The 14,781-nt window shown below is 65.8% G+C and carries 15 protein-coding genes; 11 read left to right on the forward strand and 4 right to left on the reverse strand.

Features of this window, described 5'->3' with window-relative positions:
• The first annotated feature begins 243 nt into the window (after positions 1-243).
• Together KB879_RS09745 and uraD are read left to right on the forward strand one after the other, a co-directional pair.
• A complete protein-coding gene (locus tag KB879_RS09745) occupies positions 244-1,188 on the forward strand; it encodes a LysR family transcriptional regulator (RefSeq protein ID WP_041228594.1) in 945 nt (314 codons plus the stop codon).
• A gap of 124 nt (positions 1,189-1,312) precedes the next feature.
• Entirely contained in the window at positions 1,313-1,831 is a 519-nt protein-coding gene (gene uraD, locus KB879_RS09750; RefSeq protein ID WP_010809719.1) for a 2-oxo-4-hydroxy-4-carboxy-5-ureidoimidazoline decarboxylase, read from the forward strand.
• 9 nt (positions 1,832-1,840) lie between these two features.
• Here uraD and KB879_RS09755 read toward each other — a convergent pair whose 3' ends face one another.
• Together KB879_RS09755 and KB879_RS09760 are read right to left on the reverse strand one after the other, a co-directional pair.
• Positions 1,841-2,506 carry a hypothetical protein gene (locus KB879_RS09755; RefSeq protein WP_041228595.1) on the reverse strand — a complete coding sequence of 222 codons (666 nt, stop codon included), beginning with the start codon at positions 2,504-2,506 and terminating at the stop codon, positions 1,841-1,843.
• A complete protein-coding gene (locus KB879_RS09760) occupies positions 2,503-3,909 on the reverse strand; it encodes a selenium-binding protein SBP56-related protein (RefSeq protein WP_013952633.1) in 1,407 nt (468 codons plus the stop codon). The genes KB879_RS09755 and KB879_RS09760 overlap by 4 nt, the downstream gene beginning before the upstream one ends.
• 305 nt (positions 3,910-4,214) lie before the next feature.
• Between KB879_RS09760 and KB879_RS09765 the strand changes: the two genes are divergently transcribed.
• A complete protein-coding gene (locus KB879_RS09765) occupies positions 4,215-4,634 on the forward strand; it encodes a PaaI family thioesterase (RefSeq protein ID WP_211982156.1) in 420 nt (139 codons plus the stop codon).
• A gap of 10 nt (positions 4,635-4,644) precedes the next feature.
• Here KB879_RS09765 and KB879_RS09770 read toward each other — a convergent pair whose 3' ends face one another.
• Positions 4,645-5,643 carry an AraC family transcriptional regulator gene (locus KB879_RS09770; RefSeq protein WP_153955866.1) on the reverse strand — a complete coding sequence of 333 codons (999 nt, stop codon included), beginning with the start codon at positions 5,641-5,643 and terminating at the stop codon, positions 4,645-4,647.
• A 161-nt stretch (positions 5,644-5,804) separates the two neighbouring features.
• On the opposite strand from KB879_RS09770, the gene KB879_RS09775 reads away from it, so the two are divergent.
• From KB879_RS09775 to KB879_RS09800, 6 genes are all read left to right on the forward strand, one after another.
• Positions 5,805-6,785 carry a quinone oxidoreductase gene (locus tag KB879_RS09775; protein ID WP_211981131.1) on the forward strand — a complete coding sequence of 327 codons (981 nt, stop codon included), beginning with the start codon at positions 5,805-5,807 and terminating at the stop codon, positions 6,783-6,785.
• A 12-nt stretch (positions 6,786-6,797) separates the two neighbouring features.
• On the forward strand, positions 6,798-7,640 hold the full coding sequence (locus tag KB879_RS09780) for a TauD/TfdA family dioxygenase (RefSeq protein WP_153955864.1): 843 nt from the start codon (positions 6,798-6,800) through the stop codon (positions 7,638-7,640).
• A gap of 50 nt (positions 7,641-7,690) precedes the next feature.
• Complete coding sequence (locus KB879_RS09785) at positions 7,691-8,749, forward strand: 3-keto-5-aminohexanoate cleavage protein (RefSeq protein WP_211981133.1); 1,059 nt, start codon at positions 7,691-7,693, stop codon at positions 8,747-8,749.
• Between the two features lie 113 nt (positions 8,750-8,862).
• Positions 8,863-9,873, forward strand: a complete 1,011-nt coding sequence (locus KB879_RS09790; protein ID WP_211981135.1) for a tripartite tricarboxylate transporter substrate binding protein — start codon at positions 8,863-8,865, stop codon at positions 9,871-9,873.
• Positions 9,874-10,007: 134 nt separating this feature from the next.
• Positions 10,008-10,391, forward strand: a complete 384-nt coding sequence (locus KB879_RS09795; RefSeq protein WP_013952640.1) for a hypothetical protein — start codon at positions 10,008-10,010, stop codon at positions 10,389-10,391.
• Between the two features lie 57 nt (positions 10,392-10,448).
• Entirely contained in the window at positions 10,449-10,790 is a 342-nt protein-coding gene (locus tag KB879_RS09800) for a zinc ribbon domain-containing protein YjdM (protein WP_211981137.1), read from the forward strand.
• A 22-nt stretch (positions 10,791-10,812) separates the two neighbouring features.
• Here the strand turns inward: KB879_RS09800 and KB879_RS09805 are convergent, their stop codons facing one another.
• On the reverse strand, positions 10,813-11,778 hold the full coding sequence (locus KB879_RS09805) for a LysR family transcriptional regulator (RefSeq protein ID WP_211981139.1): 966 nt from the start codon (positions 11,776-11,778) through the stop codon (positions 10,813-10,815).
• A gap of 137 nt (positions 11,779-11,915) precedes the next feature.
• On the opposite strand from KB879_RS09805, the gene KB879_RS09810 reads away from it, so the two are divergent.
• Together KB879_RS09810 and KB879_RS09815 are read left to right on the forward strand one after the other, a co-directional pair.
• Positions 11,916-13,235: an MFS transporter gene (locus KB879_RS09810; RefSeq protein WP_211981140.1), complete on the forward strand. Its 1,320-nt coding sequence runs from the start codon at positions 11,916-11,918 to the stop codon at positions 13,233-13,235.
• 29 nt (positions 13,236-13,264) lie between these two features.
• On the forward strand, positions 13,265-14,761 hold the full coding sequence (locus KB879_RS09815) for a M81 family metallopeptidase (protein WP_211981142.1): 1,497 nt from the start codon (positions 13,265-13,267) through the stop codon (positions 14,759-14,761).
• The last annotated feature ends 20 nt before the right edge of the window (positions 14,762-14,781 follow it).

Consider the following 14,781-nt stretch of genomic DNA (forward strand, 5'->3'; position numbering starts at 1 on the left):
AATCCCTTGTGTGGCGCGGGTTTGCGGGTGCTCCGGCGGGGCCCTGGCGGACCTATGGATTACCCTAGGCAGGCCGTTTTCCGGGGTGCGCGCACGCGGACCGGGCAGGCTCGTCCGGGTTGTACCGGTTGTCGTGCGGTGCGCGACACGCTACAAAGTCGCCATTGCCTGGCACGGCGTTGCCGCCCGGAGCGGCGGCAGCCGCACCCGCCAGGCCTCCACTTTTTCTGCCACGGACCCAACATGATTCGCGCCGACGACCCGTTCGATACCTACCTGCTGCGCGTGCTGTGCATCCTGATCGCCGAGCAGAGCGTGTCGCGCACGGCGATCCGCCTGAACCAGTCGCAGCCGGCCATCAGCGCCGCGCTCAAGCGCCTGCGCGCGATCTTCAACGACCCGCTGCTCACGCGCGAGAAGAACGTCATGGTGCCGACCGAGCGCGCGTTGCAGCTGGCGCGCAATGCCCAGGCCGCGCTCAGCGCGCTGGACAACCTGCTGGTCTCGGACGACCGCTTCGACCCCGCCACCACCGAGCAGAGCTTCGTGGTGGCCATGCCTGACTACCTGGCCCCGCCGTTCTTCGCGCACGTGGTGCGCGCGGTGCGGCGTGCGGCGCCGCACGCGCGGCTGTCGGCGCTGCCGCTGGGGGCCACCTTCGATTACGAGCAGGCGCTGTCGGCGGGTACGGTCGATATCGTGATCGGCAACTGGCCCAATCCGCCTGAGCACCTGCACCTGTCCGTGCTGCTGGAAGACGAGGTGGTGTGCGTGGTGGCGCAGGACAGCGTGCATGCGCAGCCCGGCAAGTTCACCGCCCAGGCCTACCTGGGCGCCTCGCATATCGTGCCCACGCCGTATTCGCGCGACCAGCGCGGCCTGGTCGATGCCGGCCTGAGCACCATGCGCGTGCACCGGGACAACCGCATCAGCTGTCCCTACTTCAACCTGGCGCCCAGCCTGATCCCCGGCACCGACCTGATCTTGACCACCGCACGCCACTTCGCCAACTACCATGCGCAGCATGTGCCGCTTGCGGTGCTGGAACCGCCGATCGAGTTCCCGTTCATGCGCTTCTACCAGCTGTGGCATCCGTCGCGCCACCGCTCGGCCGCGCATGTCTGGCTGCGCGGCATGCTGACCGCCGCCTCGCAGGAGCTGCGCGACCTGCGCGATATGCGCCGCTAGCGGTATCGGTTTCTGTTATGGGATCTATAGGGCGCGGGCTCTCGCCGCTGTGGCGGGCCGTTCCTATACTCGGCCCCGTATCCAACGATTCCCCATGCGCGGGATCCCTACGGGAGAAGCATCCATGTCTCAACCACTCGACCTGGCGTCGGTCAACGCCCTGGACGAAGCGGCCTTTGCCGATGCCTTCGGCAGCGTGTTCGAACACTTTCCGCAGGCCGCCGAGGGCGCCTGGGCGCAGCGGCCGTTCGCATCGGCGACGGCGCTGCACGGCGCCATGATGGACGTGGTGCGCAAGCTCGACGAGCCGCGCCAGCGCGATTTCCTGAACCTGCACCCGCAGTTGTCGGCACGCAATATCCGCGCGGGCACGATGACGGCCGATTCCAACGCCGAGCAGAAGAGCGCCGGCCTGGATGCGATGTCGGCGCAGCAAGAGGCCGCGCTGGACCAGCTCAACGCTGACTACCAGGCGCGCCATGGCTTCCCGTTCATCATCTGCGTGCGCCACTACACCCGCGAGGGCATCTTCGCCGCGTTCGAGCGCCGCCTTGGCCGCAGCACGCAGCAGGAGCTTGACGAAGCGCTGGCGCAGATCGCCGCGATCACGCGCGGGCGGCTGGCGGCGCGGCTGGCCGGTTGAGTTCAGCGTTTATCCAAAGGCTTCAAGACCCAGCGCCAGCATCCCGACCAGGATGAGGCTGGCGGCCCAGACCGCCTCCAGGTTGAACCAGCTCCGCGACACGAACTTCAGTCCCAGGTAGCGGTAGACCAGCCATGCCATGCCGCCGCCCACGGCGAACATGGCCAGGGTGTGGATGACGGCGACCACCAGCGCCATGCCCAGGTTGGCGCTGGCGAGCGTGGCGGCGGCCTGGTGCCCCAGGTCCGCCTCGACACGGCAGAGGCCAAGATAGATCGGCACCAGCATCAGGCCGGCGCCATGCGCAATCGCCACCGCGAACGACCATAGCGCTAGCCGCGATGGCGCGATGCGCACCAGTGCCCGCGGGTGGCCTCGCCTGAGCAGCAGCACGATGCCGCAACCAACCAGCAGCACGCTGGCGCCGATGCGGATTTGCGCTTGCCAGGCGACCAGGGCAGCCAGCATGCCGAAAGGCAGCGTTACCGCCAATACCGCAAGCGCGTGCCCGAAAGCCAGGTACCCGAGCGCGGCAAGGAGGGCGCGGCTGCTATGCGCCAGCAGGCCGTTCGATACCGCCAGCGGCCAGCCCATGGCCGGGTTGATGCCGTGATAGAGGCCGCTGGCCAGCACTGCCGACCAGAGGCCGATCTGTTCCCAAGCGTGACCGGTCAAGCCTTGACCGACGGATAGCAAAACGAGTCGGTCGAACAGTCGCCGCCTTCCAGCCGGATCTGGTGCGCGCGGTAGCCTTCCGGAAACTCGACCCAATAGTCATCGGCCAGCGTCAGCCCGCCGTCTGGGCCGGCATGCGCCATGACCTGCGTGCCGGGGATGCCGTCTGGGTAGAACTGGTTGTCCCAGGTGGAGTAGAGCGAGTTGGTCCAGTAGACGCGCTTGCCGTCGCGGCTGATCTCGACCATCTGCGGGCCGCCGGCAAATGGCTTGCCGTTGGGATGCGGCGTGCGGCGGACGATGCCGCCGATATGGACCGAGCCGGCGAGCTTCAGGTTGCGCGGATCGCTCACGTCATACTGCCGCATTTCGCCGGTGCCCCAGCAGGACACGTAGAGGAACTTGTCGTCGAGGGACAGATCGATATCGGTCACCAGCGGCGGCACGGCACCGAAGCCCTGCAGCAGCGGCGGCAGCAGGCTTGCGTCGGCGGCTTCGGGCGGGATGGTTGCCGTCTTCTCGGCGTGGAACTTGCCGCCTTCGCGCCACCAGGTCCAGATCGAGCCTTCCAGGTTGGTGGTATCGACCACCACGCCAACAAAGCCGTATTCCCGGATCGGATCATGCGCAGGCCGGACTTCCAGCGCCATCTGGTGGTTGGCGCCCAGGTCGATGGTCTGCACGTTGCGGCGCGCCCGCAGGTCCCAGAAATGCAGCTTGTGCCCGTAGCGGTTGCCCAGCAGGTCCTCGGGCACCAGCCCGTTCTCGAACTGCGGCGGCAGGGCCCATTCGCTGGACACCATGTAGTCGCGCGGCAGGTTCCACCAGAAGTCGTAGTGCTTCTCCTGTTCGCCGCGGTCGATTTCCCAGCGGCCCAGCACGTCGAAGGTCTCGCAGTCCATGATGAAGATGCCGGGCGCGCCGTCCGTGCCATCCGGGCCACCGCCCCCGAGCGTGCTGACGTAGATGCCCTCCGGCCCGCAGTGCACGGTATGGGGCCTGGAGTAGCCGGTCTTGCGGAAGATCTCGTCCGGTTCAACGATCTTGTGGATCCGTGCCTGGGTCGGGTGGGGCTTGGTGTCGATGATATACAGGCGCGACGAGCGCATGCCCGGAATGATCAGGTAGCGCCGTTCGAGAAACGCATGGCCGGTCAGCGGCGACAACGACGACGAGCACGCATTCCAGCCGAAATGGTGCAACTCGTCGCCCTTGTTGGTCATCGGCACGGTATGCACGACCTGGCTGTAGGTGGGCGAGCCGGGTTTGGCGTCGATCACCGCGAGCGCGTCTGGCTGCGAGGCGTCGGGGCTTAGCAGCACCGTATAAGCAAATGATTCCGCTGGTGCGCTGATCGCAAGTTCCGGCGAGGCGTGAAATGTCGGATCTGGCCGCATGTTCATGGGTGAGCCCTCCTGGTTTTGCAGGACGTCGCAACGTCGCCGGTACATCACTTGCCCGTGGTGTGTGGCCAAGGTGCAGGGGAAGCTTACTTAGCCTAGGTCGTTCTCAATACCGAGTCAAAGGCGGCGCAGGCGCGGCGAATGAATGACCCCCAGGGGCCTATTCATGCTGGCAAAAGATGCGCTTCGTGAAATAGAGATTTACGAAAAGCCGTAAATCGCGCAGAAATGAGGCTTCGGGCAGCGAGCAAGCCACGCGCTGCACCGGTATCAGAGAAACGATCAGCGAAATGGAAACCCAAGCAATGGATGCGGTGAAACCTCAAGGTGAGGGCGATGGCGAGTTCTGTCTGGACAATCCGGCACTGGAAAGCATCGGTGTCAGGATCACCCAGTGGCGCGACGACTATGTAGAACTTGAGCTGCCGCTCGCGCCCAATATGCTCAACCGCAGCCGGGTGGTGCATGGCGGCACCCTCTGCACCTTGCTCGACGCCGCCACTGGATACTCGGGCCTTTACTCGGCGCCAGGCGAGGACGCGCGCCATGCGGTCACGCTGTCGCTGACCTCGAACTTCCTAAGCAACGGCACGGGCAAGTTGCTGACCGCAAAGGGCATGGTCGACCGGCGCGGACGCTCGATCTTCTTCTCGCGCGCAGAGGTGTGGCTGGATGGGGAGTTGCTGGTGGCAACGGGTGTCGCCACGATGAAGTACCTGAAGTAGGCAGTCCGTCTCAGGCGCCGTCCTGGCGCCAGCGCGTCGGCGACTTGCCGAACTGTGCCGCGAACCAGCGCGAGAATGCGCTGGGTTCTGAAAACCCCAGCAGCGTGGCGACCCGGGCGAGCGGGCGCTGCGGATCCTGCAGGTAGCGTTGCGCAAGCTCGCGGCGCACTTCATTGACCAGTGCGGAGAAGGTATCGCCATCCTGCTCCAGCTGGCGCTGCAGCGTGCGCGGACTGATGCCAAGGCTTTGCGCGACCTGTTCCACCGCGCCGCGCCCGCGCGGCAACAGCTGGTGCAGGGTGCGCCGGACGTCGGCCGCGATGGAAGGCTTGCCGACCCCCGGCTGCAGGTCGAGGAAGCCCCTGGCGTACCCGGCCAGGCTGGCATCGGCCAGGGGATTGACGCGATCCAGGTCGCCGCTGGCGAGCACCAGCCCGTCGAACTCTGAACCGAACTCAATGTGTTGTCCGAACAGGCGCCGGTGGATTTGCAGGTCGGCCGGCGCCGCATGGGCGAAATGCACGCTGTGCGGCTTCCAGGACGTGCCCAGGATGGCGCGGATCAGGCTGTACAGGGCGGCGACTGTCAGTTCCATGGCCTGCCTGCCGGGCTGGTGCCGGCCCGTCTGCAACGTCACATGCAGCACCGTGATCTCTGGATATTCCGTGACCAGGATGGAGATGGAGTCGCTGAGCCAGTGGCGGTAGCGCTCGATCTCCGCCAGCGCGTGGCGCAGCGTGGGCTGGTGCTGCAGCAGCAGGCTGACCGGGCCGAAGTCTGACAGGCGCCACGATTCCCCCACCATCAGGCCAAGCGAATGGCAGGCCGTGACTCGCGCCGATGCCTCCAGCACTTCGGCCAGGCGCGCTTCCGGGATGCGCAGGTCCGGGGTGTACAGGCAGGCCTGGTCCAGGCCTGCCTGGGCCACCATGCGCACCGGATCCAGGCCCGCGCCCCGGGCAATCTCCAGGTATTTGGTCAGGGAAGCGCTGCGAACAAGGACGGTCATAAGGCTGCCGCGAGAGTGGGTGGGGGCGTCGGTCGTGTCCGTCATCAAATGTCAAATCCTGGCGCGATCGGTCAAGGGTGCCGCGCCATGGCTGTCTGACAATCGTTACCGTCGCGCCAATGATAGCGGCGCGGGCAGGACACGACAATCAGGAGACAGCCTTGGCAAAAGCCATTCGCATGTACGAGACCGGAGGGCCCGAAGTCCTCCGCTATGAGGACGCCGAGGTCGGCGACCCGGGCCCGGGCGAGGTGCGGATCCGCCACGCCGCCGTCGGGCTGAACTATGCCGACACTTACTTCCGCAACGGCACCTACCCGGTGCCGCTGCCCAGCGGCATGGGCGTGGAGGCAGCCGGCGTGGTGCAGGCGGTCGGGCCGGGCGTGACCCATGTCGCGGAGGGCGATCGCGTCACATATACCGGCTTTATCAACACCCTGGGTGCGTACAGCACCGAGCGCCTGGTGCCTGCCGCACCGCTGATCCGCCTGCCGGAAGCGATCAGCTTCGAAACCGCGGCGGCAATGACCATGCGCGGCCTGACCTCCGCCTACCTGATGCGCCGCATCTACCCGTTCAGCGGTGGCGAAACCATCCTGCTGCACGCGGCTGCCGGCGGCGTGGGGCTGATCGTCTCGCAATGGGCCAGGCTGCTCGGCCTGACCGTGATCGGCACCGTCTCGACCGAGGCCAAGGCAGAGGTGGCGCGTGCCCATGGCTGCAACCACATCATCAACTACAGCCATGAGGACGTCGCAAAGCGGGTTCGGGAGCTGACCGATGGCGCGGGCGTGTCCGTGGTCTTCGACAGCGTGGGCAAGAGCACCTTCATGGCGTCGCTGGATTCGCTGAAGCGGCGCGGGTTGATGGTCTGCGTCGGCACGGCCTCCGGCACCATCCCGCCGTTTGATCCGCAGCTGCTGGCGAGAAAGGGTTCGGTCTACCTGACCCGACCGGCGCTGGCCGACTACATTGCGGACCCCGCCGAAAAGGCCGAACTGGCCGCCGAGGTGTTCGGCCACGTTGCCGCTGGCCGTATCCGCATCGAAATCAACCAGCGCTATGCGCTGCAGGATGCCGTGCAGGCCCACCGCGACCTGGAATCACGCAAGACCACCGGGTCTTCGATCTTTGTGCTGTAAAGGAGCGTCCCCATGCGAGCCCAACCCCTTACCTGCAATATCGGCGCCGAAGTCAGCGGCGTCAGCCTGGCCGATGCCGCGCGCGACGACGCGCTGTTTGCCGAGATCAAGTCCCTGCTGCTCACGCACAAGGTGCTGTTCCTGCGCGACCAGGAAATCTCCCGCGCGGATCACGTGGCATTCGCGCGCCGCTTCGGCGAACTGGAAGACCATCCCGTCGCCGGCAGCGATCCCGACCATCCGGGACTGGTCCAGATCTATCGCAGCGACAAGCGCGAGAACTACGAGAACAGCTACCACACCGACGGCAGCTGGCGCGAAACCCCGCCCATGGGCTGCGTGCTGCGCTGCATCGAATGCCCGCCGGTCGGCGGCGACACCATCTGGGTGAACATGGCGGCGGCCTACGAGCACCTGCCCGAGGACATCAAGCAGCGTATCGCCGGGCTGCGCGCCAAGCACAGCATCGAGCATTCGTTCGGCGCGGCGATGAGCCCGGAAAAGCGCGCCAGCCTTGCCGCGCAGTACCCCATGGTCGAGCACCCGGTGGTGCGCACGCATCCGGAAACCGGCGAGAAGGCGCTCTACGTCTGCGGCTTCTCCACGCATTTCGCCAACTTCCATACGCCCGAGAACGTGCGCTACGGACAGGACAAGACCCCGGGCGCCAGCCATCTGCTGAACTACCTGATCAGCCAGGCGGCGATTCCCGAATACCAGGTGCGTTTCCGCTGGCAGCCCAACAGCGTGGCCATCTGGGACAACCGCTGCACCCAGCACTACGCGGTGCAGGACTACTGGCCGGCTCCGCGCAAGATGGAGCGCGCCGCCATCATCGGCGACAAGCCGTTCTAAGGCGCGCCAGCCGCCGCCAGGCCACGTGCCTTTATCAATGGAGACATGCCGTGAATTACCTCGATGGATCCCTGTTCCCTGAAAACCAGCAGCCGTTGATCATCACGGCGGCACCCTACGCACCGGGCTGGCTGCCGTCCGATTTCCCGGAAGACATCCCCGTGACGATGGAAGACCAGATCCAGAAGGCCGTGGACTGCTACAACGCCGGTGCGACTGTGCTGCACCTGCATGTGCGCGAGCTTGACGGCAAAGGCTCGAAGCGTCTGTCCAAGTTCAACGAGCTGATCGCCGGGGTGCGCAAGGCGGTGCCGGAGATGATCATCCAGGTGGGCGGATCGATCAGCTTTGCGCCGGAAAACGAGGGGGATGCCGCCAAGTGGCTGTCCGACGACACGCGCCACATGCTTGCCGAACTCGACCCCGTTCCGGACCAGGTGACCGTCACGGTAAACACGTCGCAGATGAACGTGACGGAGCATGCGGAACTCGCGGATTTCAAGGGCACCTCGCGAGAGAACCCCGCGATCTTCAATGCGTACAAGGAAATGACGGTTCCCGCCCAGCCGGGCTGGGTCGAAGAGCACATCCGGCGTCTTTCCGCTGCCGGCATCCAGAGCGCATTCCAGTGCTACAACATCAACAGCTTCGAATCCGTTGAGCGGCTGATCCGGCGCGGCGTGTACAAGGGCCCGCTGGTCATGAACTGGGTGGCGATCAGCGGCGGCATGGATGCGCCCAGCGTCTTCAACCTCGCCAACATCGTTCGCGCCGTCCCGGATGGCGCGGTGCTGACCGTCGAAAGCTCCGTGCGCAACGTGCTGCCTGTGAACATGATGGGGATTGCCCTGGGCCTGCATGTGCGATGCGGAACCGAGGACTGCCTCTGGAACCAGTCGCGCACGGCCAAGATGAGCACGGTGAAGCAGATCGAGCAGCTGGTGCGCATCGCGGGCGAATTTGGCCGCAAGGTGGCAACGGCCCAGGAAGCGCGCGAAATCCAGAAGATCGGCGTGTTCTACGACACCGTCGAAGAGACGCTGGAGGCCAACGGCTTCGCGCCGAACCGCAATGGCGGCAATCAGGGCTTCCTGCGCAAGGCCGCCTGACCCGGGCCGGTTGGCATTGGCGATCCGCCAGCAGAAGGGCAAGGGTGGCAAAGCACCGGCTCACGATGAAGCCGGCTGCTGCCCTGAACAACCCTCGCACATTGGAGACAACCATGAATCAAGCACAACCGTCGGCGCGCCGCAGGGCGTCGCTGTCATGCATGTTCGGCCTGGCGCTGTCGGTGGCGCTGCCGGCTGCGCTTCCATCGACCGCCCAGGCCCAGGCGTGGCCAACCAAGGTGGTCAAGATCGTGGTCGGCGGCCCCGCCGGCGGCACCGCCGATTTCCTCGGGCGCCTGCTGGCCGAGGGGCTGACGCAGTCGCTGGGCAAGCCGGTGATTGTCGAGCAGAAGCCTGGCGGCGCCGGGGCGATCGCCGTCAACACACTGCTTTCCGCACCGCATGACGGGCATACACTGCTGCTGATCCAGGGCGGCATCGTCTCCGAGACGCCGCTGGCGCTGAAGGTCTCGTTCGATCCTTTCAAGGACCTGAAACCCGTTGCCCAGGTGGCCCGTACCGGGCTGGTGCTGGTGGCCAACCCCAAGCTGCCGGCGAAGAACTTCAGCGAATTGCTTGCCTACATCAAGAGCAAGCCCGGGCAGATCGACTATGCCTCTTATGCCGCCGGCATGCGCGGGCAGACCATCGGCGTCCAGTTCAACCGCCTGGCAGGCGTGAACATGAACCATGTCGGCTACAAGGGATCGCCGCCCGCGCTGCAGGACGTGATGGGCGGCCATGTGCCGCTGATGTTCGACGGCCTGGCCACGTCGCTGCCGCTGATCAAGTCCGGCAAGCTCAAGGCCTATGCCGTGGCGTATCCCAAGCGCATCCCCGCGTTGCCGGATGTGCCGACCTTCGCCGAAGTCGGCTTCGCGGCGATGACGGAGCCCAGCTGGATGGGGGTGTGGCTGCCACCGGACGTGACGGCGGCGGTGCAGGAAAGGATCCGCAACGCCACGCTGGCCATCGTGCAGCAGCCCGGCTACCGCGAGCGCGTGGAGGCCATGGGCATGGACGCCGGGCAGCCGCTCAGCAGCGAGGCGCTGTCCAGGGAGGCGCGCGCCGCCCATGATCGGCAGGCGGAGTTGCTGCGGTCGATACATTTCGTGCCGGAGTAGGGGGCCGGCAAGGAGGGCAGGCGCCCTGCGGGCGCCTCGGCGCAGCGTTCAGCAAAGTTGTATGCTTTCTGAATGGCCTGCCGGGCGCCTCCAGCGCGTTCCCGTCACGGCGCAAACAGTATGGCGGTGACGACATGAAGCCTGCTCACGCATTGATTGTGACTTGCGTCATGCTGGCCGCCTGCGTATCGACGGGCGTCGAGGTGAAACAGGAGCAAATGTCGAACTTCCTGCTCGGTTTCTCCACCCTCGACGACGTTACCAGCCAGCTGGGGAAGCCCTCGTCGCAGACTACCCTGGTCAACGGGTCAACCATCCTGATCTATTCGTTTGCGGCCTCCAGGCCGCACCCTGAGAGCTTTATCCCGTTCATTGGCCCGCTGTTCGCCGGCGGCGCGATCCGGTCGTCGACGGTTTTCTTCGAGTTCGACGAGAACGGCGTCCTCAGGAGCCAACGCCTGACGACGTCCGGCAGCGTTTCGGGATGGAGCGTGCTGCCGCCCGATATGTTGCCATAGGCCGGGGCGGTATACTTCTGCTCCTTTACGGCCCTGGCCAGACACCCGAGAGTCCCCATGAGCGCTTTGCCTCCCTGCCCAAAATGTCATTCCGAGTTCACCTATGAAGACGGAGGCCTCTACATCTGCCCGGAATGCGCGCATGAATGGTCGGCGCAGGCCGCGGCGCCGACCGAATCGGAAGCCAGGGTGTATCGCGATGCGGCAGGCAATGTCCTGCAGGATGGGGACACCGTCACCGTCATCAAGGACCTGAAGCTGAAGGGGTCGGCCGGTGTGGTCAAGATGGGTACCAAGGTGAAGAACATTCGCCTGGTCGACGGTGACCACGATATCGACTGCAAGATCGACGGCTTTGGTGCCATGAGCCTGAAATCGGAGTTCGTCAGGAAGGTCTGACCGGGCGTTGCACCTTCGCCGCTCAGTCACCTGCGCGGCGGCTTCCTGGACGGGGTCGTCCCCGACTGCGCGAACGGGCTGTCGCGAACATCTGCATGTCGCGCAGGATGCAGTCCAGCAGCGTATTCGCGGCCACGCCCATCGGGCGGCCTGTCTTCACCAGCAGACGTGCCTTGGCGGCCTCGAACAGCGGATGGGCGATAGGCAGCGTAACCAGTTCGCCGGACTGCAATTCACGATAGGCCGCGAACCCGCCGATCAGCGTGATGCCATCATGCCGCTTCACGAAATGGCGCAGCACGGCCAGGGAGTTCGTGGTCAGCGTCGGGCGGATCTGGACATTCTCCGTGTAGGCCAGCATCTGCACGACCTGCCCGAGTCCGAATGCCGGCGGCATCATCGCCAGCGGGTAGTCGCCCAGTTCGCGCACGTCGACCTCGCCGCCCCGGCGTGCCAGGGGATGCCCGGCATGCACCAGCAGCACCACCGGTTGCGATGACGTGGCAACCCAGGTGATATCGGCATGCGCAGGCGGATTGTAGGCCAGCCCGATATGCGCGCGGCTTTCCGCTACCTCTTGCAGGACGTTGTTGACCGGGAGGATGTCGACGGTCACGTCGAGCCTGGGATAGCGCGCACAGAAATCCGTCAGCACTTCGTCCATCAGTCCGTCGACATAGCCCTCGCTGGTGGCGATGCGCACCTGGCCGTGCTGCAGGCCGCGCAAGGCCTGCAGGCGGTCCTCGAAGAGCTCCTGCTGTGCGCGGCAGCCGCGCCAGTACTCAAGCAGGTGTACTGCGGCTTCGGTCGGCTGCACCCCGCGTGCATGGCGGTCGAACAGCGGCGCGCCGACCTCCTCTTCCAGCAGCCGGATCTGGCGCGTGATCACCGATGGCGAGGTGTTGATGCTGTCGGCCGCACCACGGATCGAGCCATGTGTCAGTACCTCGTGGAAATAGCGCAGCCTGCGCTGGTTCAGTTCCCGCATGTCGGATCCCGCTGTTGCCAATAGGGCAACGATAGCGGACTTAAGTTGCTCTTGCTCTGTTTTTTCATATGCCAGAGGATCGACCCTGAACGACATCGCATCCACAAGAGATAGAGCCGACCACGGGAGAGACCGACATGTCCGCAACCCTGCCCCCACGTACCACGCCGAAGTACGCCAGCGCCGCGCAGCAGGCGCTGTACCGCAAGCTGAACTGGCGCCTGTTGCCGTTCCTGCTGCTCTGCTACACCTTTGCCTACCTGGATCGCGTCAATATCGGCTTTGCCAAACTGCAGATGCAAAGCGATCTCGGCTTTTCCGATGCGGTGTACGGGCTGGGCGCCGGCATCTTCTTCTTCGGTTACGTCCTGTTCGAAATCCCGAGCAACCTGCTGCTGCCCCGGATTGGTGCCCGCAAGACCATCAGCCGCATCCTGGTGCTGTGGGGTATCACTTCCGCGGGCATGATGTTCGTGCGTGACGAGACCACGTTCTATGTGCTGCGCTTTCTGCTCGGCGTGTTCGAGGCCGGCTTTGCACCGGGCATGATCTTCTATCTCACCTACTGGTACGGGCAGCGGCGCATGGCGCGCGTGATGGCCGTGGTGATGCTGGCCGGGCCCATCGGCGGGATCTTCGGCTCGCCGCTGTCCACGTGGCTGATGACAGGCCTGTCCGGCGCGCATGGCCTGGCGGGCTGGCAATGGATGTTCCTGGTCGAAGGGCTGCCTTGCGTGCTGCTCGGTGCCCTGGCGCTGCGCGTGCTGGCCGACAGGCCCGCCGAGGCGAAGTGGCTCAGCGACGAAGAGAAGCGCATGCTGGCGGCTGAACTGCAGGTGCCGGCAGGCGGCCACCAGTCATTCGGCCAGGTGGCACGCGATCGGCGTGTCTACCTGCTGGCCTTTGCCTACTTCACGATGATCTGCGGCATCTATGCCGTGAGCTTCTGGCTGCCGTCGATCCTCAAGGCCGACGGCGTCACGGACACCATGCAGATCGGGCTGTATTCGATGATTCCGTACATGGCGGCGGCGATTGCCATGGTCGTGATCGGCCGCAGCTCGGATCGTCGCGGCGAGCGCCGCTGGCACAGCGCGGTCCCCGCATTTGTCGGCGCCGTGGCGCTGGCCCTGGCCACGGTGTCGAGTGGAAACCTGCCGCTGTCATTGCTTTGCATGACCGTCGCCACGGCGATGATGTGGGCCGCCTACACGGTGTTCTGGGCGATTCCGTCGCAATACCTGAAGGGCGATGCCGCCGCGGGTGGTATCGCGCTGATCAATACCATCGGCCTGATTGGCGGCTTCCTGAGCCCGACCATCATTGGGGCGGTGCGCACCGCCACCGGCAGCATGCAGGCCGGCCTGCTGGTGATGGTGGCGCTGCTGATGGCCGGAGCGGCCGTACTGGTAGCCAACCGGATGCCATCGCCCCAGGGCGCGGTCTCGCCCGCCTGAGGCTGGCCATTCAACTTACGGAGACAACATTGGCAACACGGATTCTGATCGCCGGATTTCAGCACGAGACCAATACCTTTGCACCGTCAAAGGCCACCTATGCCAGCTTCGAGCGCGGCGAGGGCTTTCCGGCGATGGTGCGTGGCTATGACGTGCTGTCGCTGCGCGACGTCAACATTCCGGCCGGCGGCTTCATTGCCGCGGCAGAGCGGCGCGGCTGGACGCTGCTGCCGGTGATCTGGGCCGGCGCCAGCCCATCCGCGCACGTGACTGAGGATGCGTTCGAGCGCATTGCCGGCGAAATCGTCGAGGCCGCGCGCGCCGGCGGATTCGATGCGGTCTATCTGGACCTGCATGGCGCGATGGTTGCCGAACATACGGACGATGGCGAAGGCACCTTGCTCTCGCGCATCCGTGCCGTGGCGGGGCCGGGCGTGCCCGTGGTTGCGTCGCTCGATCTGCATGCCAACGTCACGCGGGCGATGCTAGAGGCCGCCGACGCACTGGTGGCCTATCGTACGTATCCGCACGTGGACATGGCCGAGACCGGCGAGCGGGCCGCGGCATTGCTGCAGCGCTTGCTGGAGGGCAGGGGGCCGCTGCATCGCGCAGTGCGCCGGCTGCCCTTCCTGATCCCGATCAACGGCATGTGCACAATGCTGGAGCCTGCCCGCGCCATGTATTCGCTGCTGCAGCAAGGGGAAAGCGGCGCCGTGGTGTCGCTGTCGTTCGCGCCGGGCTTTCCCGCAGCCGATTTCCCGGAATGCGGGCCGGTGATCTGGGGATACGGCGAGGATGCCGCAGCGGTCGACGCGGCGGTGCAGGCCTTGTACGACCGGATGCTGGCGGATGAGCCTGCCTGGGAGGTCCCGTTCCTCTCGCCGGACGAAGCAGTGCTCGAGGCCATGCGGCTGGCCGAGGGGGCGACGCGCCCGGTGGTCATTGCCGACACGCAGGACAATCCCGGGGCCGGCGGCGATTCGAACACCACGGGCATTCTGCGCGCCTTGCTGCGCCACGGCGCGCGGCACGCGGCCATCGGGCTGATCTGGGATCCGGCCGTGGCGGCCGAGGCGCACCGCGCCGGCGTGGGAGCCACCATCGACGTCGCTCTCGGCGGTGTTTCCGGGGTGCCCGGTGACGAGCCGCTGCGGGGGCGCTTCGAGGTGCTGAAGCTCTCCGATGGCGTATGCCGCTACGGCGGGCCGATGATGAACGGCATGCTGGCCGATGTCGGGCCCGTCGCGCTGTTGAGTATCGACGATGTGCTGGTGGTCGTCAGTGCCGGCAAGGCCCAGATGCTGGACCGCAACCTGTTCCGCGTAGGCGGGGTAGAGCCCGAGGCCATGAAGATTCTCGTCAACAAGAGCTCGGTGCATTTCCGGGCCGATTTCCAGGGCATCGCGCACGCCGTGCTGGTGGCCAAGGCGCCCGGCCCGATGACGGCGGATCCCGCAGACCTGCCCTGGACCAGGCTTGCCCCCGGCATCCGTCTCAAGCCGATGGGCAAGCCCTTCCAGGGCTAGTACCGCGCCAGCGACGCGAC

The sequence above is a fragment of the Cupriavidus sp. KK10 genome (genome assembly GCF_018223725.1).
In the GTDB taxonomy this organism is placed as follows: domain Bacteria; phylum Pseudomonadota; class Gammaproteobacteria; order Burkholderiales; family Burkholderiaceae; genus Cupriavidus; species Cupriavidus necator.